This window comes from Sporomusa sp. 246TCP1, from assembly GCF_057319775.1.
Genome location: NZ_CM170492.1, coordinates 5,073,879 through 5,095,799, shown reverse-complemented (window position 1 = coordinate 5,095,799; position 21,921 = coordinate 5,073,879). Strand labels below are relative to the sequence as shown.

Here is a 21,921-nt window from a genome sequence, read left to right as displayed (position 1 = left end):
CTATATGCACCTCTTTTAATGAATAATCTTCTATAATTATACACCGTTTTGTATTGGCCGCAACCTAAGCTACCAAGCAAATTAGAAAGAAAAACAGGTGCTTGCTTACGCAAGCGCCTGTCTTATCCGCTTTTCTAACCTTTGCAACAAAACCCTGACACCTTACCTGTACCACATTGGTATCAGACTACATACTCTTTTAGTTCCTGATAATACGTCAATTGCTCGGCAAACAATATCCGCGTCAAACCACTAGGTGACGGCACAACAAAATCAGCCACCCCTGATACCACACTGGCAGCTTGCCAGCCACAGGTAACACGCGCCTGCTGCGTAAACTCCCGATACACCCCCACACCGGCAAAGCAGGCAACCTGCGGTTTATATAGCAGTAGCTTCTCCTGTAAAATTATTCGCCCGGCCTGATACTCCGCTTTTGTTATTTCTGAGGCTGTCCGACTGGGACGAGCCACGATGTTGGTAATACCCAGACCAAAAGCCAATAACTTGCCATCTTCCTCTGATTTAAACTGATAGGGCGTAAGAACGGCTGCCGCTAGCAACTTCCAAAATTTATTCGAATAACCGGCAAAATGATGCCCTGTTTCCGCCGATCTGGTTCCTGGATTAAAGCCGATAAACAAAATTTTTAGATTAGCAGCAATGATATCAGGTACTTGCTTCATGATATCCCCCGCGTTAGCTTAAAAAAGCTAACTTCTGCCGGACAGCCAATACGCAGCGGCAGCCAGTGCCCTGCTCCGGCGCTGACATACCCATAAGAACCGTTTTGCCGGAACATACCCTTCATATACTTATATTGTATCGGCAGCACTGATGTGCCAAAAATCGCCACCTGTCCACCATGCGTATGTCCGGCTAGTGACAAGGGCACTCCCGCCATAAAGGCATTGTCCAAAAAGTCAGGGTGATGGGTTAAAAGAACAGTAAAACCGTTGGCCGGTATTTTGCTGACTGATTGAGCAAAATACTCCTGTCGCTTTGTTTCCTGTTCAGTCTTGTTTTTTCCCCATGGATAATCGACTCCGGCTAAATACAGGCCATCTTTCACTGCCTGATGGCTATTTTCCAACACTGCTATCGGACTGCTATAAAGCGCCCTGCGAATGCGTCTAATATCCCGAAAATATTCATGATTACCCCAACAATAAAAAATACCGTACGGCAACTCAGCCTGAAAGGCTGTCAACCGCTCGATCGTTGGCACCAATAAGTCTAAATCATCCACCAAATCACCTGTAACGGCAAGCAGGTGCGGCTCCTTCTGTCTAACCATGTCAAGCACCCGTTCCAGCTTATCCATCCCGAAAAAGGGCCCGATATGAGTATCACTTATTTGTGCAATGGTAAAACCATCCAAAGCAACTGGCAACTGCGCAAAAGACAGTGTATACCGATTAGCAACAATCTTGGTATCCCCGCCAATTACGCCATAAGCACTCATAGCAAATGGCACTGCCGGAACTACCGTTATCGCCCGCTGTAAAAATTCGCGGCGTGTAAAGCCCCCTGGCATCATCCTTTCAGCTTGCACAGGTTTGGATTGTGATTGTTCTTTTTCTGTCCGACCGATGAACTGTTGACCAAACTTCCTCACCAAAAGTCTTACACCATGACCTGCCAATAACACTACCAGCATGAATACCAATCCAACCATCCATACATAGGCAGCATAAATAAAATACCTGAACCATTCCCCTGGGAACCCACTTAGCGGCCGCAGCCAGCGGCTAAAAATAAGAATAACCACTGCCAAAGCCGTAACTAACCAATAACCAGCGCGAGCCCTTTTTCCGGTATAGACCGGATGCCATTTGGCTAAAATCCGCCCACCCAGCCACATTATTCCCGATAAAATCAAAAAAACAATTAGCATTGCAACAATTGACGGACTGTGCTGCATGTGTACCTCCCGCTTTCAACCTATACTATTTGTCATTATACCCCAAAGTATTTTTAGTATAGTTGATAGAGAAAAAAAGAATAGTCTAGTAAAATTAAATTGCCTCACTGCCTTTTTTATCATATAGACGTGTTACAGTTTTTTGCGGTTATATTTAGCCACCAGCATACATACGGCATATAGTATAAGTATCTATAATTGGAGGTTTCTGTATGGCCGACAGTACACAAACTATTATTGATACGATATTAGGTGATATTACCGGCGTTATTCCTAATTTCTCTTCATTAGTTAGCTCCTACCGGCTGCTGGTTGGCTCAGCTGAAGAAATACGTCGCACGCCCGGCATACCTTTTGAGATCTTTGAACGGGCTGTTATCCGCTTTGACCGGGCGGGGACACTGATTGATATTTTGCTTGAGCTGTTATGTTGTAAAATAGCGTTTAGCAGCCAGTTTTTGGCCGTAACCTGTGCTCCTGTTGATATCATCCGTCTCCTAGCTAACTGCGGCACACTGGAGGATGACTCGTGCCGTACGGCAGAACAAATTGTTATCCTTGAATTACTACGCCAGGTACTGGACCACCATTGCCATGACTATTCCTGCTTTGGTCCGCCGCCAGAAGGAATAACACCATCAACACCGCCCCCAGCACCAGTACAGAAAAAGACTGAGCCATCCATTGATAGTGATCTTGAGTCAACAAACGAGTTAGAAACAGAAGTTACTCCCGTTGCCAACTCGTTTTATAAATATACTAGCCCGTTAAGTCGCAGGCATATATAATACATCCTGCCGGCTGACTATTGATCAAACAGTCCCGCTTTTTTATATAAAGTATAAAAATGGTGGGTTGGCCCTACCCCTTTACCAATAGTCAACGAGTGTTCAATAGCAATGGTTATGTACTCCTTAGCCCTTGCTACCGCGTCTGTTACCGGTAATCCCCGGCTCAGATTGGACGCAATAGCCGAAGACAAGGTACAGCCTGTGCCATGCGTATTTTTAGTCTCAATCCGGCGGGATTTAAAGTGAACAAACTCTTGGCCGTCAAAGAGAATATCTGTTGAATCACCATCCAAATGGCCGCCCTTTATTAACACATTTTTCGGGCCCAGCGCAAAAATAGTGCGGGCTGCTGCCTCCATATCTGCTAACGTAGCAATGGTTTGTCCAGTAATAACCTCAGCCTCTGGGATATTCGGTGTCACGATAGTTGCCTGCGGCAACAGCTCTGACACCAGTGTGGCCTCAGCAGCGGGATTTAAAAGATGATAACCACTTTTTGACACCATAACCGGGTCAATCACGATATTTATCGCACCATACTCCTTTAATTTGGCAGCAATGGTTTTAATAGTTTCAATTTGCGATACCATGCCAATTTTAACAGCGGCAACCGCAATGTCGCAAAAAATAGCATCCATCTGCTTTGCAATTACCTCAGGCGTAATATCCTGGACAGCAAACACACCTTGCGTATTTTGCGCCGTAACGGCGGTGATAACACTCATCCCAAACACGCCATGTGCCGCAAATGTTTTCAGATCTGCCTGGATGCCGGCACCACCGCTTGAATCAGAGCCAGCAATTGTTAACACACTTTTCATTATTCTCACCCCTGAAGTTTTGCAATGAATTCTTCCGGTGGCAACGGTTGGCTAATAAGGTATCCCTGAATAGTATCGCAGCCTTTTTGCTTAAGATAAGCAAATTGCTCCTCGGTTTCAACGCCTTCCGCAACCACAACCAAACCCATTTCATGCGCTAATTCAATAATACTGCCAGTAATAGCAATATTATGATCCCCAACTGCAATATCGTCAATAAAGGCTTTATCTATTTTCAGAGCCGTAATCGGTAGTTTTTTCAGATAGGTCAGCGATGAATAACCACTGCCAAAATCATCAAGCGCAATCCGCACTCCCATGCTCCTGAGCTCTCCCAACTTGCGAACATTGTCCTCAAACCGCTCCATTAATACACTCTCAGTAATCTCTAACTCCAGCAGCTCTGGTGGTAACCCGATTTCAGACAGTGCCGCAGCAACTACTTGAACAAAATCTGCTTGCATAAGCTGCACCACCGAAATATTTACCGCTGTACATAACCGTCCCTGACCACGTGCATATAGTTCCTGGCTAAAACTACAGGCTTCTCTTAGCACCCAATTACCTATACCAAGGATAAGCCCTGTTTCTTCCGCCAGCGCGATAAACTTTAACGGTGACACCATGCCATAGTCAGGGCTTTTCCATCTGAGTAAAGCCTCAAACCCGCCTATCTGACCAGAATTCATGTTGTACTGTGGCTGATAGTGGAGTTTAAGTTCGTTATTGTAAACGGTCTGACGCAACCGAGCTTCCATTAGGGTTTTTTCTACAACTGCATCCTGCATTGATTTATCAAAAAACCGATAGGTATGTTTCCCTGACGTTTTGGCCGAATACATAGCCATATCTGCCGTACGTAAAAAATCTTCCACATTATCGCCATGCTCAGGATAAATAGCAATACCAGCACTGGCCGTAATGTGAAAAACATGTCCGTTCACGGTGATTGGCCGTTCAAGCACGTGCATCATCTTGTCTGCATATGCAGTTACGTCTTCACTTCTAGCTATGACCGGTAAAAATATAACAAATTCGTCCCCACCCAGGCGGGCGGCCATACCTGTTTCAACCACCAGCGCTTCCAGCCGCTTGCTAAGACAAATAAGCAGCTTATCACCCCATGAGTGGCCATAGGTGTCATTAATTCGTTTAAAGTTATCAATATCAATAAAAACCAAAGCCGCTCTCCCGTCGCTTGAGGCAGCTGAATATAATGCTTCCTTGACAACCTCTACCAGCCGTTCCCTGTTAGCAAGACCGGTAAGAGCGTCATAATAAGCCATATGTTTAATTCTTTCTTCTTTATATTTGCGGTCGGTAATATCTGTATACGAGCCAGCCATTCGCAACGGTTGCCCATTACTGTCAAACAAGGCTTTTCCCCGTGATAGAATCCAACGGTAGCCGCCCTGTGCTGATTTTGCACGATACTCAGCTTGATAAAAAGGGGTCTGACCACTAAAATGACGCTCCAATTCAGCCACCATGCGCGGTAAATCGTCAGGATGAACAATCGTCTGCTTCCATTTCGCTTTCGTAGTTACTGCATTCTCAGGCAATTTCAGCATATTCCAGCCGCGCTCAGACATCGTCTTGGCATCAGTAACAATATCCCATATCCACAGCCCATCATTTGAGCCTTCGGTAACAAGCTGGTATATTTCATCATTTTGTCTAATGGTTTCCTCTCTTAGATACAATTCATTGAAATTCTGTCTGAGCTCTTCCTCCTGGGCGGATAATTCTTCATGGACTGTCATAAATTCTTCATTCTGCTGCTGTAATAACTTTATAGTCTGCTTATACTTTTGAACATTTGCCAGTAAATAAGTAACAATGCCGCCAAGCACAATAATTGCAGCATAAATATAGTTGTTTGATACTAGCCCGTTAACAGCGATATTGGCAAAGATTGTATCCACTGTTTACACCTGCTTCTTCCAAAATCACCGAAGGAGAAACATGACATAATTAGCCTTATAAATATTATACACTAAAAACATTATTTTTTTTGCGATATTTTTCTGATCTATAACAAAATTATTTGTGAAATATGTATAGGTAAAGTCAATAAAGGTCAAAAAGTCAGAAAAAGTTAGAAAACTTGCGTCCGGCTATATTTTTGGCTTCAAATCACTCCACTATGCCTAAAATCGCCTGCTATGCCTCATTATTCAACTCCAATTAATACCACTTTTCTGGTAATATTTAATTGTAAACATTACCTATGAATATCTCTGCTGAAAGTATGACATAATTTTTTTAGGAGGTATAGTCATGAACAGCGAAAAATATACCCAAAAAGCAGCTGCAGCCTTGCAGGAAGCGCAACAGCTGGCAGCCTTGCACTACCACCAGGAACTGACGGCCAAACACCTCGCTCTCGCCCTCATTAAAGATGCTGATGGCATCATGGCCTATCTGTTAAGCAAGCTAACTATTGATGTACGGTTACTAACCACAAAACTGGAACAACTTTTGAAAAACCTGCCTTCGGTGCGTGGTCAGGAAAGCGGCTTACGCATGAATACAGCCATGTTGCGGGTATTGGCCTTAGCCGCAAAGCATGCAGAAAGTATGAAAGACGAGTATATTAGTGTCGAACATTTGCTGATGGCCATTGCCGAGGATGGGGACAGTGACTTAGTGACCACCTGCCGTGATTTTGGCTTGACGCGCAGCCGGATTCAGGAAATAGTAAACCAGTTTAGACGCGGTCAGCCCATTACCAACGACAATCCTGACGAAAATCTTGCAGCACTAAACAAGTATGGTCGCGATTTGACTGAACTGGCTAAACAGGGCAAACTAGACCCGGTAATTGGCCGGGATGAAGAAATCCGCCGGACTATTGAGATTCTGTCCCGGCGCACCAAAAACAACCCTGTACTTATCGGTGAACCCGGTGTTGGTAAAACAGCCATTGTTGAGGGACTAGCTAGGCGTATTGTTGCTGGTGATGTACCTGAAACCTTGAAAAATAAGATCGTATATTCACTGGACCTCGGAGCCCTGGTTGCCGGTGCCAAATTCCGTGGTGAATTTGAGGAGCGCCTCAAAACAGTATTAGCCGAAATCACCAAAGCCGAAGGAAAGATTATTTTATTCATCGATGAGTTGCATACTGTCGTCGGGGCAGGTGCTGCTGAAGGCGCTATGGATGCGGGCAACATCCTAAAACCCATGCTGGCCAGAGGTGAACTCAAATGTATCGGCGCCACCACATTAAACGAATACCGCAAACATATTGAAAAAGATACCGCTTTAGAACGGCGCTTCCAACCCGTCCTGGTAGACCAACCCAACACCGAAGACACTATTTCCATTCTCCGGGGCTTACGCGAACGTTATGAAGTACACCATGGCGTTAAGATCAAGGATGCTGCCTTAGTAGCCGCCGCCGTGCTGTCTGACCGCTACATTGCTGATCGGTTTTTGCCCGACAAGGCCATTGATCTGATGGACGAAGCAGCAGCCAAACTGCGTACTGAAATTGACTCCATGCCCAGTGAGTTGGATGAACTCCTCCGCCGGGTCATGCAGCTTGAGATTGAGGAACAGGCACTCAAAAAGGAAACTGATTCTTCTTCCAAAGACAAGCTAGAGCGCATCCATCACGAATTGGTTGGCCTTAAAGAGCAGGCAGACGTGCTAAAAGCTCAATGGCAACTGGAAAAACAGGCTATTATTGAGCAGCGAAAGGTCAAAGAAGAAATTGAAACCGTTCGTACCCAAATGGAAGCAGCTGAACGGGCCTATGACTTAAACAAACTGGCTGAACTTAAATATGGCCGTCTGCCAGAATTAGAGAAAAAGCTTACAGCCCAGGAAGGACAGCTTACCCAGAATCGCTCGCACAAAACCATGCTCAAAGAAGAAGTGGATGAAGACGATATTGCCAAAGTAGTCAGCCGTTGGACAGGCGTACCAGTAACCAAGCTCCTGACAGGCGAACGGGAAAAACTGGTCAACCTGGAAACTTACCTGCATCAGCGGGTAGTAGGCCAAGAAACAGCCGTAACAGCCATTAGTGAAGCCATTATCCGGGCCCGGGCCGGCATCAAGGATCCCAGCAAGCCAATCGGTTCCTTCATCTTTTTGGGACCGACTGGTGTCGGTAAAACCGAGTTGGCCAAAACTCTCGCTGAGGTACTTTTTGATGACGAACGCAGCATGATTCGCCTGGATATGAGCGAATATATGGAAAAGCACACCGTAGCCCGCCTCATTGGCGCACCTCCCGGCTATGTTGGTTATGATGAAGGGGGACAATTAACCGAAGCCGTACGCCGCCGTCCGTATAGCGTTATTTTGCTGGACGAAGTGGAAAAAGCCCACAGTGACGTGTTTAATGTATTGCTGCAGATTCTGGATGATGGCCGATTGACGGACAGCAAAGGACGTACTGTTGACTTCAAAAACGCCATCATTATTATGACCTCCAACCTGGGATCACATGAAATTTTGAACAGTGATTTTGCAACTGCGGAGAAACGGGTGTTGGAACTTTTAAAACAACACTTCCGGCCCGAATTTTTAAACAGGATTGACGATATTATCGTATTTAATGCGCTCACTACCAAACAAGTAGCTGATATTGCGGCCATTATGCTGGAAAATTTAAATAAACGGCTGCAAAAGCAGCTAACCATCACCCTAAATTGGGATGACAAGGCGCTTGCCCTGCTCGCTCAAACTGGCTATGATCCTCAATTTGGCGCCCGCCCCCTAAAACGGCTTATCAGCCGCATGATAGAAACCGAACTGAGCAAAATGATTATCCGTGGTGAAGTGCCTGAAGGCAGCACTGTACACCTAAGTGCTGCCACTGATAAAATAGTCTTATCAGTAAAAAACCGTTAATCTTCCTGATAATAGAAAAAAATCCCAGTCTTATTCTGGGATTTTTTTCTTTACCCTTAGCATTAATACATCAATCCTCTAGGACTTTAGTACTAAGCACCATGACTTTTGACTGATTGTCTCCCATTATAATCTAATTTATACTTATGTTACCATTATATTTTTTTCATTTAAAAGGAGCTGGTATTGTGTCCACCAGGATGATCGCCGTCAAAGAATTGGTTCCCGGCATGGCTATCGGCGAACCAGTCCTGTCAGTCAGCGGCAAGGTGCTGCTTGGGAAAGATGTCATTATTGCGCCTCGTACTATTTCGTTGTTAACTATGTGGAATGTTAGTCATGTGTTTGTGTCCAGCGAAACTACTAGTTCACCGGAAAGTAACGCACCAGGAGAAACATCAGCAAAAAAAGATGGGCTGACAGAAAATTTTACTGACTTTTTTAAAGAATATGACAACTTACTAACAAACTCTGTTAACTCCTTTGATTTTATTCGTAATACCAAGCAAATTCCCATACAGGAACTAAAAGAAACCTCTTTTAGTATCTATTCTACTGTACTGTCAACCGGCCCTGCCATAATGGATTACCTCTTAGTCAGCGACTATAATTTAGCAGATAAGGTTACCCGCCACTCGGTCATGGTAGCTTTTATTAGTACCATCATTGGTCATAAACTCAAACTCTCAGACGATAAAATACATGTGCTCTGTTTGGCAGGACTCTTGCACGATATCGGCAAACTGGTAGTTTCAAAAGAGACCGGCTTAGAGCCCAAAGCTCATGTAATAAAGGGTGCTAAACTACTGCAGCATGTACCTTCTTTGCCCCAGGAAGTATTGCTGTCAGTTCTCCAGCATCATGAATTGATGGATGGCAGCGGAGTTCCCATGGGCTCTGCCAATAATAAAATTCACCTTTTCGCCCGCATCATTGCGGTTGCTGATCTGTTTCATCAACATGCATACTCAGGCGAAGAAGCCAATCCCTTGCCGGTTTTAGAATATATGTCCAAGCAATTATTTGATAAACTAGATCAAGGCATCTGCCAACCCTTTATTCGCTATATACGCGATTGTCTCATCAATTCTCCTGTTCTGCTAAGTGATGGTCGTACTGGACAGATTATTTTCTTCAACACCGATCACTTAGATAAACCGGTAGTTAAAACCCATAGCGGCACAATCATTGATCTTGCCACTACCAAAACCCTGTTTATCAAACGTCTCGTTAATCCGGAATATTGGGCAAATGTTAATTGAAATTATTGCCGGGCAAAAGAAAACACCTGTTTTGAGAAAGAACTCAAAACAGGTGTTTTCTTTACTTGTTAACCCTGTTGTCTTCCTTATGCTTGGCAACAAAGCCGCCTAACAGCGCCGTTACCGGATAGAACAATGCCTGCGCAACAACCGTATTGGCAATTGTCATTGTCACTACTACGGGTAGCATGCCATACAAATAAACCTTAAGCGGCAAACCCAACAGGAGCTTTGCTAACGTTGTAAACGTCAGACCGCTGGCCAAGGTACCACATAACGCGCCAATGGCTGGTCTGAGATCCAGTCGCCCCAATTTCATACTAAGCGGCAACCCCACTACCAGCGCACATACCAAAGCCCCGATAGGTTCGCTAATCAGGTTACCATACGGAAAAACCGATTTGGAAGTTGCCAGGCAAAGCGCACCTGCCACTAAGCCGATACCCATAGCCCGGCTGGCAGGCAGACGAAATAGCACAATCGCCAAACAATACATGGCTATAATCCAGTTAGGTGAAATTCCGGCAATACTCGGACTTACCAACCTAAGGATGGCACCAATCGCCAGCAACATGGCGGAAACAGCCGCCCAGCGAAACCGTCCCTCTTGCCCGGTAGTCACAGTTACTAACTCTCGCTCTTTGTTTTCCATTACTCAACAACCTCCTCTAATAATTAATAATGAATTGCCGGAATTGCAGAGAAGTTGTCAGCTGCTAGGCGCCCCGAGGACTGGAACGCAAGCGTACTGGGGTTGTACGCTGGAGTGAAGCCCGCAGGAGCAACAACGCAGATGGCAGCTTATCTGCAATTCTAAAGTATCAGCCACAAAACAAACAAAACCCCGTCTCTTGGATAGTATATATCCAAGGGACGGGGAATAACCCGCGGTGCCACCCTTATTGACCACAACAAAACTGCTCTGGTCCGGCTCATCAAAGTACGGGACACTTGTCCGATACCTGCTTCCTGATAACGGCGGAAAAATCCCGTCAGCACCTACCCCGCTTACCGGCTCAGACTGCATCTCCCAGGCCCATTCAACATACCGGTCGGCGCCAAACTCTCACTACCATTGGCTCGCTGCAGCTTCCACTGAATGTTTACTCTCCCTGGTCATTGACATTCACAATATACAACTATGATGTATATAGCATACCAAGGGACACGTACATTTGTCAATACTCAGATTACTTGGCAGGTATTTTTATTTTAATGACGAACCATTTTTATTATCTATCTCTATTATAGTGAGGTGTAACTATGCCTGTCTTTATATCCTATGTCATCATGTTTATCGCCATTATTTTTTTATTTTCCCCGATGCCTGCGGCGGCTGACCTGGCAGAAACATTCCCCGCCAGCGTAGTCGCGGTAAAAACATTTCAGCTTGATCACAAAGATGTTGTCGCCGTAGCAGTGGAAACCCGTTTGCCTGCAGCCAGTGTACCTGACCCCCTGGCTTACACCTTTGAGCCGCACTATCATATAACAGAAAGAAACCACATACTTACACTCACAGTAGCTGCACAATCAACCTTGCCTGCCGACTCCAATGCAGTTACTCTTATAAACTTCTCCCCGCGTTTAACAAAGCTAGCAATAAATCCTGACAGCCAAAATGATTTTATACTAACTGCTGCCTATTCTTCACAAAATACCACAGCCACAGTAACGACAGTAAAACGTAAACAGGTAATGCAGCCTGACGACACCATTATCTTTCGCACCTATCTTGTCTTGACTTTTTCTGATATTCTCACCTCTCCTCCGCCTAAAACCATAGTACTTGACCCCGGGCACGGTGGTACAGCCTTAGGCGCAACCAGTAACTATCTGCTGGAAAAAGAGCTAAACCTTGATATCTCCCTGTTAAGCCGTGATATCTTCCGACAGCATGGTTATGATGTGTATATGACCAGAACAGATGACAGCAATCCCAGTCTGTTAGACCGGGCCGATGCCGCCAACATTTTACAGGCTGACGTTTTCCTTGCTATTCATAATAATTCTATGCCTGCTGATATGCCTGATGCTGCCAGAAAGCTATACCGGGGAACTACCGCCCTCTACAACTCAGCAGCTCCCAAACCGGCTAAAGAATTAGCCACTCTGTTGGCAAATGAGCTGGCAAACACGCTCCATCTTCATCAATATCCACTGCAAGACCGTCCCAGCCTGGTCGTCCTAAACTCCAGCTGGGTTCCGGCAGTTATTGTCGAAGTTGCCATGATGCCTCATCCGCAGGATGCCAAAATGCTATCCCAGCGAATTTATCGCCAGCAAGCTGCCCAGGCAATTTCCCAGGCTACAGAAAAATACTTTTTGGTTTCCGCACTGACAGTAAGGAGGAACTAAGCATGGCACCAACCGCCTTATGCAAGCAGATAGTAATCGTTCTGCTTATCCTGTGGCTAGTTATTATCCCAGCCTATATTTTTGCCGTTCCCGTTACTAACCCTCCGGCAAATACCGCCAATAATGGCCTGGCTGTTGCTGATAACGACGGTACTTTGTATTACCTTGACCTTACCGGCGATATTTACGCTGGCGGTCAAGAGAATATCTACCGGCTTAGGCCGGGTGAAGCAAGACCTGTCACTATCAGCACCGACGAAGCCTGGAGCCTAACTATTTCCGGGAAATATCTATATTATTCCAATTGGTCAGACCAGCATCATATTTACCGGATGCAATTTGACGGCACCGAAAAAACCAAAATTGGCAACCAGCCTGCCAGCCAATTAACCGTAGTTGGCAATTGGTTGGTCTATATTAACTGGAGCAATGACAATTCTACGCCGTCTAATACCATCTACAAATTGGCCTTAGACGGTCAGTCTGAGCCGCAAAAATTATGTGACAACCAGGCTGAAAATCTTACCGTCGCCGGTAATTGGATTTATTACCTCAACGCTTCTGACGATTACAAGCTGTACAAAATTAAGCTTGACGGCACTAGTCGCAGCAAGATTGCCGACGATCAGGTTCTTTTCATGGCCGTAGCTGACGATACTATTTACTATAGCAATTATAGCGACAACCAAAAGCTCTACGCCATCAGCACCAACGGTCAGGGGCGCACCAAGCTGACAGATGATCAGGCCGGTTTTATTAATGTTGCTAATGGCTTTGTCTATTTTACCAATACATCAGCCAATCACGCCTTATACCGAATTAATCTTAACAACCACAACCAGCAGCTGATTTGCGATTTAGGCATTGGACCGCAGCCAATCATCCTTATCGGCAATTCGGTATATTATAATCGCTTATTTTTCACACCCTAGAACCTATTCCTCAGCCATGGAATGCGCTCCGGGTAGAGCTCATTCCAGTCATCAACGCTAAGGAGGTCCTATGTTCTCTAACCATTTTGGAAAATATCTATCCACCGCCTTGACAGGCATTATTCTTATCCTTATCCTAAGCCTGCCGACATCCTCTGCCCAGGCAAACCAACTTGAACCGCCGCCAGGCTATTATGTCTTACCGCCTTATAAGCTGCCCGCCAAACCAACGGTTCTTGATAAGCAATTGCTGACCACCATGGAAAAATACAAGGTTGTCGGCCTATCAGCGGCTGTCTTCAACGAACGCAAGCTCATCTGGAATGGCAGTTACGGCTGGGCTGACCTGGCCACCAACCGCACCGTAACCGCTGAAACAGTGTTTCGCGTTGCCTCCCTGTCCAAGATGATCACAGCCACGGCGCTAATGCAGCTTTATGAGCAGGGCAAGTTTGGTCTTGATGACGATATCAGTCAATACCTAGGCTACCAAATAAGAAATCCCCTCTATTCTGATGTCAAAATCACTTTTCGCCAGTTGCTGACTCATACCTCCAGTATTGTTGACAGTGGCGCCTATAATACCATTTTGGAAGGGACACCTGCCTTGTTGCAGGAAATGGATATCCAAGATATGCTGGTTCCTGATGGTCAGTATTATGATCCGGACACCTTTGGCAATTATGCCCCAGGCACACAATTTAGCTATTCCAATTTTGGCACAGGCATTGTTGGAACGCTTGTTGAAAAAATTTCCGGCCTTCCTTTTGATAAATACTGTACCAAATATATCTTCCAGCCACTCGACATGAGTGCCAGCTTCGAACCGTCCGATATTATAAACTGGCAAAACATAGCCGTATTATATCGCCCGGATGCGTCCCTAACCAGCTTTCGGCCAACAAAGGATAATTATAACGGCACTAAACCCACGCCAGCAATAAGTGCTGGTGCACTTGCTCATTCTCCGGCCGGCGGATTACGCACCAATTCTACTGATTTAGCCAAATTTCTCCAGGTTCATATGAACGGCGGCATGGTTAAACAGCACACCCGTATCCTTAAACCAGACACAGCAGACCTGATGCATAGCATGCAGTGGTTTGGCTATAGTATGAGTGGCTTTTACAAACAAAAAGGTCTGAACTTCCATATTACCGATGACCTGGTGCCAGGAAAACGTCTTGTTGGCCACTCTGGCGAAGCCTATGGACTGTCCGGTGATGCTTACTATGACCCTGACAGCAAATTGGGTATAGTCTTCCTAATGAACGGGGCTAACCTCATAGATGCCAATCCCTATTACAGTGTGGAAAACGCCATTGCCAAAACATTATTTACTACCTTTGCTCCCAAAGCCAGCAATAAACCCAAACAGTTAAAAGCCAAAGCCGGAGCCAGCTTTATTACTGTCAATAATCGCAAAATTTTCCTGCAAACCCCTGTCTCCATAATTAAAACTAGAAAAAAACAACTTCTCTTTCTACCAGCGATAACAGCAGCTGATACCCTTTCTACCGGTCTTGAGCAAACAGATGATACCGTTACCTTTACTATTGCCGAAAGTAAAGCTACCTTAACTGCCGGGCAAGCAAGTATGACTGTTAATAGCAAAACTCTGGCCTTGCCGCAAGCTCCTTATATACAAAACGGCCAGTTGCTGGTTCCTGTTCGCGAATTAGCTGCTGCCCTCAAAATCAAGATAATTTTTAACTTATCGTTATCTGGCTATACACCCCACTAGCAAACGTCATTCCTGCGATATATCAACGGTCCGTCGACTTGAACCCCGGCAAACCTGTTTATTTCAATAGCATAATTTTTCTTTTCAAAACACAAAGGTCTGTCCTCAACAATTCTCTGCTGGCAGCGGACCCACACCAAATCGACTGCCTGTATAACTATATTCAGGCGAGCACTCAGTTGCTAAGCCGGGAGTACTATCAGACACAAGGCAACCAGCCTGTTGGTTATGCTTAGCCAATAGTTGACCGGCAAGCAAAGAATCCGTTTGATCAGTGTATGGGCTAAGGTCAGATTGACAGTCAGCCGCCTCAACATACGAAATGCGTTCATTGCATCTAAGCTCCAAACCTAAGTCCAGTATAGCAGTTTCAACCGCCGCCACAATATAAAACAGACATAACAGATTGTTTGTCGGCAGCTGGAGTGCTACATGCACGTGATTTTCATGCACTCGCCGCACAGAAGGCTTTTGTCCGCCATGCAAACTGCCGGTTATTCGCCCACCGCCGGTAGCTGTCTGAATATCCACAAGATCAGGGTTAAGCACTCCGGTACCCATCATTGTTGACTGCTGTACAGCGATGGTACGATACCGTTCAAGGGCTGAACAAACATAGTAGGCTGCTACTTGATGATTGATCGCACCACACTCGTGAAAAATATCTAAATGACCAATCCTACCACTGTCTGATCGATAATAAAAAACTTGACCAGCATCAGTATTCACCATGATTTTCACATGCTCAGGGCTGTGTGAATTAAAAGCATGCACTTTGCTGCTGAAAACAGTACTTTGTCCAAGGCGTATCCCCTGCCCGAGTCCTAGAGCCTCATCAATGGCTGCCGCTGCCACCCCTAAACGGGATAGGGATAATTGCGCAAGGCTGGTATTGAGACTATCAACCATGTGACTTGATTTCCTTCGTGACCAGCTGCTCGTCAGGTAAGCGGCTAAGCGGTATGGCTGGTTTAGGTGGTGCAATAATCCTGGTATGTAATGGATCAATAAATTGCGCTCTCCCCTGTCCGCCCCGGTTGTCACTGCTGCCCTTGCCGCTGCTAGGTAACAGAAAATGGCTTTGTAGCAAAGCCGCCAAACGTATTTTAAGTGCCGCCTTTATCGCCGCCAAGCCATCAGCCTGAATATGAAATGGGTGCCCGCTTACAAGAGCTGCCACCGACATCTCAACCACGCGAAACAAATCTTTGTTACCACTATGGCGAATGAGTCGGTAATATTCGCTCATACTACTTCACCCCCTGGATTGTTTTTCTTGTTAGGTATTGTTCCCCAGGTTAGGTTATGCATACAGAAAAATAGAATGCAGGCGAGTATTCTGCTTCATTCTAACCCGACGCAGAAATTCCAGCCTGCTTTTCAGCGCTGAATCTATATGATATTATTATGAAAAACACAGGATGCGGAGGTATTGATGCTAGCCTATATTCATCACTCTAATACAGTCATTATCGTTTTACACGAAATTTACGGTATAAATAAACACATAATTGAAGTTTGTGAGAAGTTTTCAGAATATGAATTTGACAGTATTGCGCCTAACTTACTTAATGGTAGAGAGTCATTTTATTATGACCAAGAAGCAATAGCTTATAATTATTTTATGAATAGTGTTGGTTTTGAGAGTGCGTTCAATCAAATAAAAGAAGTTCTACATAATGTGCGCGCAAATTATAAAAAAGTTTACGTGTTGGGCTATAGCGTGGGGGCTACACTTGCGTGGTTGTGTAGCGACACAGGTTTGTGCGATTTAGCTATTGGCTTTTATGGTTCAAGAATACGAGATTACCTCGAAATAAAGCCTACATGTCCTGTCTTGTTGTTTTTTCCGACTGAAGAAAAAGCATTTGATGTGGACAACTTGCTTTCTCGTTTAAGTAACTTCGATAATATCCAAGTTAAAAAAATATCAGGTCAGCACGGATTTGCTAATCCATTTTCGCGAAGTTATAATAAGAGATCCTCAATTAAAACCTGTATGGAAATACTGTCCTTTATTAAAAAGTATAACGTGTGACTAATTTATCTAGGCCAGTACATTATCACTAGCACTCCCAGCAGAGATATGTCGGGATTACGCCGTACAAGGTCAGAATAATCGCACCAACAATCGCATAGATACTTCCTTTGCCCTAACAGACTTGCAAGAATAAAATAACCCATAGATTTTTACAGTACGAGACGGTTTTTGACTAGAATAGTTATTCAAGTCAAAAACCGTCCCGCTGCTATTCGAATTATTTCTTTTACCTAAGTTTAAGGAAGCTTCCGCAAAACCTTTTTTGTCGAACAACAACTGCCGCCACTATTCTGACAAGAGCCGGCATTTTCACAACTGCAACCAGGTTTTCCGCTAATGCTTTGCCAAACCATATATCCTGCGTATCCAATCGCCGCTATTCCTATGAGACTTACTAACAGAGTTTCCATATCACGACCTCCTTTAAAATCACTTCTTTATCTGATGACTAAGTTGCTCTAAGATTCGCTTTATGCAGTAGCTACTAGACTGCGAATTTCTCCGCCGCCACTGCTAATAAGTTTATTCTTCGTAGACAAATCAACCAATATCGCTACTATATCCGAATCAAATTGAGTACCCTGACAGCGCTGTGCTTCCGCTATCGCCTGACTAAGAGTGAATGCCGTACGGTAAGCCCTGGCGCTGGTCATCGCGTCAAAAGCATCAGCAACAGCCACAATCCTCGCTCCTAACGAAATATCATGCCCTCGTAAGCCATCAGGGTAACCTTTGCCATCAAAGCGTTCATGGTGATGGCGAACAATATCAGCGACTGAGTGGAACAGCCTGAGTTTACCCACAATGTTATCGCCTATTGCCGGGTGCTGACGGATGATGTTGAATTCATCATCTGTCAGCTTTCCTTGTTTATTAAGGATTACGTCAGGAATACCTATTTTGCCAATATCATGTAAATGTGCCCCAATATGAATCCGCGTCTGCTCTGCCGGCGATAACCCCATAGTAGTAGCCAATAACAGCGATAGCTTCGCCACACGTTCAGAATGTCCGCACATATATGAGTTTTTGGCATCAAGCGCGGTGGTCAGCGCATCCACCATTTCGTGCAGATCGTCAACTGTAATTTGATGCAACAATTTATCATGCCCTTTCTCAACTCAACATCATACCCACCTGATAAACAACCAGGGTAATGATCCAGGCCAAAACGGTGGAATAGCAAAAACTAAAGGCCGGCCATTTCCATGAATTGGTTTCACGCCGCAAGACGGCGAGTGCAGCCAGGCAGGGAGAATAAATGAGCGTAAATATCATCAGGCAATAGGCCACCAGCGGACTAAAAGCCGGGTCGGCAGCTAGTGCCTCTTGCAGACTGCTTGAATCCTCCTCATCGACCTCGCCTACATCGTAGATAGTGCCAAGAGTGCTTACCAGGACTTCTTTGGCAGCCATCGCTGATACTAAACCGACACCAATTTTCCAATCAAAGCCTAATGGCCGAATTACTGGCTCAATTGTTTTCCCAAATTGTCCGGCATAACTTTTGTCCAATTTCTCGCCAGCCTGATCTTTATCAATTTTTTCAGTTTCAGATTGTTTCTCCTGTTCAAATTCATAGTACTGCATAGCATAAGGATACAATAAAGACTGGTCTTGCTGGAGTTCATCCAGCTTATCAGCTATCGCCGCAGCTGATAAAGCTTGTTCCTCTTTATCTTTCGCATCATTAATTGCCGCGATCTCACCCACAAGTGCACCCAAGGCTTCATTATCTTCCGGGTTCTCAATTTGTAGCGGAATTAAAATATTTTGCGTGACTTGAGCGCTAAAATTTTCTTCGACTTGCGTTTTCTCCTGATCATAGTCCTTACTATATTCAACATTTGTAGGGTAATTGGTGGCAAACCAAACCAGGATGGAAGCGACTAGAATCAGCGTACCCGCTTTCTTCAAATACAGTACACTGCGCTCCCACATATGCGTAAAAATACTGCGTATTGTCGGCAAATGATAAGGTGGCATCTCCATCACAAAAGCTTCGGCCGCTCCGGGGAATAGGAATTTACGGAAGATTAGTGCCATAAATATAGCCAATACAATGCCTACGACATAGACAGAAAATAGGACTGTGCCAGCAAGTTGCGGAGAAAAGAAGGCAGCGATGAGCAAGGTATAGACCGGCAATCGAGCACTGCAGCTCATCAACGGAGCAACAAGGATGGTAACCATCCGGTCCCGGGGATTTTCCAGGGTACGAGTTCCCATGATGGCGGGAACACTGCAACCAAAACCCAAAAGAAGTGGAATGAAAGATTTACCGTGCAAACCAACAGCGCGCATTACCCGGTCAACAACAAAAGCGGCTCTGGCCATATAGCCGGTATCTTCAAGCAATGCTATTCCTAAAAAGAGCAATAAAATGTTTGGCAGAAAAGAAATGACGCTTCCCACTCCGCCAATAATACCATCGACCACCAGTGATTTGAGAGCGCCATCTGCCAAATTCTGGCCAAGAAATGCCCCGCCCCATGTAATTCCTTGTTCCAACCAGTCTTGCGGATAGGCCCCAACAGTAAAAACAATATTAAATAATAACCACATAATGCCAAAAAATATTGGTAAGCCAAGTACACGATGAGTCAAAACATTGTCAAATTTGTCCGATGTGGTCTTGCCAAGATCATTATTAGTAGGTGCAGCTTGCCGGTATACTTCGCCGACAAAACGGTAACGGCTTTCAGCTATTACAAGTTCCGGCTCATCGTTAAAATTAGCTTTCAGTTCGCCTCTGGCTTGTTCAACCAACGTCAGAATCTTTGACCCGCCCACTACCAGTTTGATTGCCTTGCTAACATCTTGGTCATTTTCAAGCAGCTTGATCGCAAGCCACCGTAGTGGATATTTAACCTCGGTCAAGGCTTCGAGAGACTCGATTACCAGCTTAATTTTGGCCTCAATCTCCTGACCATAGTCCAAATTGAAGGGCTGGTGCTCATTTGCCTCTGCAGCGTCTGACACCATTTGAAGGAGATCGTCCGTGCCCCGGTTACGGTTGCCTACCATACGAACCACTGAAATACCCAGTTTACGGCTTAACAACTCATCATTGATTTTTAGGCCTCTCTCTTCCGCCACATCAGTCATATTTAAAGCCAATACCACTGGACGTTCAAGCTCCAGTAGTTGGACCGCCAAATACAAATTACGTTCCAGGTTGGATGCATCCAGAATATTCACTATGATATCCGGTTTTTCGTTGACTATCACGTTACGTGCCACCAACTCATCCAGCGAATGGGCTGTCAGACTATATGTTCCTGGCAAGTCTACCAGCAATAGTTCCTTGCCTTGGTAACGACGAAAACCCTCCCTTCGCTCTACTGTTACCCCCGGATAATTGCCCACATGCTGGCGCGCTCCGGTAATATTGTTGAAAATAGTGGTCTTGCCGGAATTAGGATTGCCCGCCAAAGCCACTGTCAAATTTTTCATTGAAATTATTAAGCCTCCTTCTAAATCATCAGCATGCCTTCCAGCTCATTGCGTCTGAACTTCAATTAGCGCTGCCTCCGACTTACGTAGAGAAAGATTGAAGTTTTTTACCTTAATCTCCATTGGGTCACCAAGAGGGGCCAACTTTTGTACTTGAATAAGAGTTTCGGCAACAATGCCCATATCTATAATCCGTCGTTTCACCGGCCCGCTTCCGTACACCTTTATCACCACGCCTGTTTCACCGGAACCTAACTGGTTGAGTGTTTTAATCATCGTATCCTCCTTATATTTAAAGTCATAATTACTTACCCCCTGTATATTCGCAGCCTTACTAAATAATCTTACTTTCGCGAAGTTTTTCTTCAACTGCACTCCATGATCTTTTTGCAAAAACTAACGGTATTGATTGTGCTTTAGCTACAAGTTTTGCATTCTTGGCTGCACAGTGATTAACATAGTCAGTCAATACTAAAACAAAAGCAGTATCTCTTGGTACATTTATTTTGTTTTTACCAAAAGACTTTCTCCCGGAAATATGTAGTAATTCAGTAACCCCCATAGAGTACAAATTCTTTTCAATACTGCCTAGATAATCACCCCCAACAACTACAACTGACATACAAATTCCCCTCCTTATCAAATTGCATTTTTAGCTAACTTTTACTACTGACCGAATAGTAGGATCAAAAATAGAGATACTGTTTCGCCCGTTGTTTTTAGAATGGTACAATGCCTGATCAGCATACTTATATAAATTATTTCTGGCAAAACATGGGGTTTGGGACAATGTACAAATACCGATAGATACTGTTATGGAAATTCGTTGCTCATCACCCAGCTCAAAAATGCGACTCGAAACAGCAGTTTTAATTCTACGGGCAACAACAACCGCCTCTCGTAAACCGGCTCCAGGTAACAAAACAGTAAATTCTTCGCCGCCGATGCGAGCGACTAAATCATTTTCCCGACTATATTTTTGGATAATCCCGGCAAGTTCCCGCAAAACCTTATCGCCAGCCTCATGCCCAAATGTATCGTTTATTGTTTTAAACCGGTCAACATCAATCATAACCAATGAAATAGGCCGACAATTACATACCAAAGCAGCCAATTGTTGCTCCAATGTATCGAAAAAACATCGTCGATTAGCTATCGTTGTAAGCGGGTCTGTCAACGCCATCACTTTCATTTTTTGGAAAGCATTCTCCAGTTCAGTTGTTCTTTCATTTAACCGCCCTTGAATTACCATTAATTCCGCATTTGTTTCAGCCAACGATTGATTTTGCTTCTCAATGTGTTGGCGAGATTTCCTTACGGTTTCTACTGCCTGCTTTAATTCCTGTTCTCTCAATTCAATCTGCCGTGCCATCCAGTTCATATCGCGCATGAGGATAGTTATAGATTCCTCATCGTCCCTATCTCTGGATTCGTTAGGCAAAGCTAATCTCTCCCGGTAATCCCCCTGCTTTACCTTAGAACAAAAGAACCGCATTTTTTCTAAAGGCTTACCAATCAACCACTCATTTATCATACTCGGGGTCACAAGCGCTAAAAGTAGAGCACTCACCAATGATACAGCTTCTATTTGACTAAACCATTTATCATTTACTAACGTAGTACCCTTGGCTAACCCGAACATAATCCCTTGTGGGATGAGCATCATCACAAGAAATAAAAACCGAAGCTTACTCTTCAGCTCGATACCTCCTTAAACTTGGTACAT

General features: G+C 44.7%; 20 protein-coding genes and 1 other annotated feature. Of the genes, 7 read left to right on the top strand and 13 right to left on the bottom strand.

Going from position 1 to position 21,921, the window contains the following annotated elements; translation table 11 throughout:
- Positions 1–182: 182 nt before the first annotated feature.
- Positions 183–686 carry a mismatch-specific DNA-glycosylase gene (locus tag AC1ECB_RS24170; protein ID WP_485666176.1) on the bottom strand — a complete coding sequence of 168 codons (504 nt, stop codon included), beginning with the start codon at positions 684–686 and terminating at the stop codon, positions 183–185.
- Positions 683–1,924, bottom strand: a complete 1,242-nt coding sequence (locus AC1ECB_RS24165) for a metallophosphoesterase (RefSeq protein ID WP_485666175.1) — start codon at positions 1,922–1,924, stop codon at positions 683–685. The genes AC1ECB_RS24170 and AC1ECB_RS24165 overlap by 4 nt, the downstream gene beginning before the upstream one ends.
- Positions 1,925–2,136: 212 nt before the next feature.
- Here AC1ECB_RS24165 and AC1ECB_RS24160 point away from each other — a divergent pair, with 212 nt between their 5' ends.
- Positions 2,137–2,712: a hypothetical protein gene (locus tag AC1ECB_RS24160; protein ID WP_485666174.1), complete on the top strand. Its 576-nt coding sequence runs from the start codon at positions 2,137–2,139 to the stop codon at positions 2,710–2,712.
- A 17-nt stretch (positions 2,713–2,729) separates the two neighbouring features.
- On the opposite strand, the gene thiD is transcribed toward AC1ECB_RS24160, so the two are convergent.
- A complete protein-coding gene (thiD, locus tag AC1ECB_RS24155; protein ID WP_485666173.1) occupies positions 2,730–3,536 on the bottom strand; it encodes a bifunctional hydroxymethylpyrimidine kinase/phosphomethylpyrimidine kinase in 807 nt (268 codons plus the stop codon).
- A gap of 5 nt (positions 3,537–3,541) precedes the next feature.
- A complete protein-coding gene (locus AC1ECB_RS24150; RefSeq protein WP_485666172.1) occupies positions 3,542–5,461 on the bottom strand; it encodes a putative bifunctional diguanylate cyclase/phosphodiesterase in 1,920 nt (639 codons plus the stop codon).
- A gap of 355 nt (positions 5,462–5,816) precedes the next feature.
- Here AC1ECB_RS24150 and clpB point away from each other — a divergent pair, with 355 nt between their 5' ends.
- Entirely contained in the window at positions 5,817–8,402 is a 2,586-nt protein-coding gene (gene clpB / locus AC1ECB_RS24145; protein WP_485666171.1) for an ATP-dependent chaperone ClpB, read from the top strand.
- A 188-nt stretch (positions 8,403–8,590) separates the two neighbouring features.
- On the top strand, positions 8,591–9,664 hold the full coding sequence (locus AC1ECB_RS24140; protein WP_485666170.1) for an HD-GYP domain-containing protein: 1,074 nt from the start codon (positions 8,591–8,593) through the stop codon (positions 9,662–9,664).
- A 61-nt stretch (positions 9,665–9,725) separates the two neighbouring features.
- Here the strand turns inward: AC1ECB_RS24140 and AC1ECB_RS24135 are convergent, their stop codons facing one another.
- Entirely contained in the window at positions 9,726–10,316 is a 591-nt protein-coding gene (locus tag AC1ECB_RS24135) for a tryptophan transporter (RefSeq protein WP_485666169.1), read from the bottom strand.
- A 214-nt stretch (positions 10,317–10,530) separates the two neighbouring features.
- Positions 10,531–10,793, bottom strand: a binding site (T-box leader).
- Between the two features lie 134 nt (positions 10,794–10,927).
- On the opposite strand from AC1ECB_RS24135, the gene AC1ECB_RS24130 reads away from it, so the two are divergent.
- From AC1ECB_RS24130 to AC1ECB_RS24120, 3 genes are all read left to right on the top strand, one after another.
- Complete coding sequence (locus tag AC1ECB_RS24130) at positions 10,928–12,022, top strand: N-acetylmuramoyl-L-alanine amidase (protein ID WP_485666168.1); 1,095 nt, start codon at positions 10,928–10,930, stop codon at positions 12,020–12,022.
- 2 nt (positions 12,023–12,024) lie between these two features.
- The gene (locus tag AC1ECB_RS24125; protein ID WP_485666167.1) at positions 12,025–12,954 is read left to right on the top strand and encodes a DUF5050 domain-containing protein; all 930 of its coding nucleotides are present in this window, start codon (positions 12,025–12,027) and stop codon (positions 12,952–12,954) included.
- A 70-nt stretch (positions 12,955–13,024) separates the two neighbouring features.
- A complete protein-coding gene (locus AC1ECB_RS24120) occupies positions 13,025–14,698 on the top strand; it encodes a serine hydrolase (RefSeq protein WP_485666166.1) in 1,674 nt (557 codons plus the stop codon).
- Between the two features lie 105 nt (positions 14,699–14,803).
- Here the strand turns inward: AC1ECB_RS24120 and AC1ECB_RS24115 are convergent, their stop codons facing one another.
- Positions 14,804–15,607, bottom strand: a complete 804-nt coding sequence (locus tag AC1ECB_RS24115) for a hypothetical protein (RefSeq protein WP_485666165.1) — start codon at positions 15,605–15,607, stop codon at positions 14,804–14,806.
- Positions 15,600–15,947 (bottom strand): hypothetical protein, encoded by a 348-nt coding sequence (locus AC1ECB_RS24110; RefSeq protein ID WP_485666164.1) that lies wholly within the window; start codon positions 15,945–15,947, stop codon positions 15,600–15,602. Before AC1ECB_RS24110 ends, AC1ECB_RS24115 begins: the two co-directional genes overlap by 8 nt.
- A 186-nt stretch (positions 15,948–16,133) precedes the next feature.
- On the opposite strand from AC1ECB_RS24110, the gene AC1ECB_RS24105 reads away from it, so the two are divergent.
- On the top strand, positions 16,134–16,736 hold the full coding sequence (locus tag AC1ECB_RS24105) for a dienelactone hydrolase family protein (protein ID WP_485666163.1): 603 nt from the start codon (positions 16,134–16,136) through the stop codon (positions 16,734–16,736).
- A gap of 239 nt (positions 16,737–16,975) precedes the next feature.
- On the opposite strand, the gene AC1ECB_RS24100 is transcribed toward AC1ECB_RS24105, so the two are convergent.
- From AC1ECB_RS24100 to AC1ECB_RS24075, 6 genes are read right to left on the bottom strand one after another with little or no spacing between them, the layout of a single operon-like run.
- Positions 16,976–17,149: a hypothetical protein gene (locus AC1ECB_RS24100; RefSeq protein ID WP_485666162.1), complete on the bottom strand. Its 174-nt coding sequence runs from the start codon at positions 17,147–17,149 to the stop codon at positions 16,976–16,978.
- Positions 17,150–17,209: 60 nt separating this feature from the next.
- Positions 17,210–17,836, bottom strand: coding sequence for an HD-GYP domain-containing protein (locus AC1ECB_RS24095; protein WP_485666161.1), 627 nt, complete (start codon positions 17,834–17,836; stop codon positions 17,210–17,212).
- A gap of 19 nt (positions 17,837–17,855) precedes the next feature.
- Positions 17,856–20,195: a ferrous iron transport protein B gene (feoB, locus tag AC1ECB_RS24090; protein ID WP_485666160.1), complete on the bottom strand. Its 2,340-nt coding sequence runs from the start codon at positions 20,193–20,195 to the stop codon at positions 17,856–17,858.
- A 45-nt stretch (positions 20,196–20,240) separates the two neighbouring features.
- The gene (locus AC1ECB_RS24085; protein ID WP_485666159.1) at positions 20,241–20,471 is read right to left on the bottom strand and encodes a FeoA family protein; all 231 of its coding nucleotides are present in this window, start codon (positions 20,469–20,471) and stop codon (positions 20,241–20,243) included.
- A gap of 58 nt (positions 20,472–20,529) precedes the next feature.
- Positions 20,530–20,817, bottom strand: coding sequence for a DUF2325 domain-containing protein (locus AC1ECB_RS24080; RefSeq protein ID WP_021168341.1), 288 nt, complete (start codon positions 20,815–20,817; stop codon positions 20,530–20,532).
- 30 nt (positions 20,818–20,847) lie between these two features.
- On the bottom strand, positions 20,848–21,861 hold the full coding sequence (locus AC1ECB_RS24075) for a GGDEF domain-containing protein (protein ID WP_485669398.1): 1,014 nt from the start codon (positions 21,859–21,861) through the stop codon (positions 20,848–20,850).
- Positions 21,862–21,921: the final 60 nt, after the last annotated feature.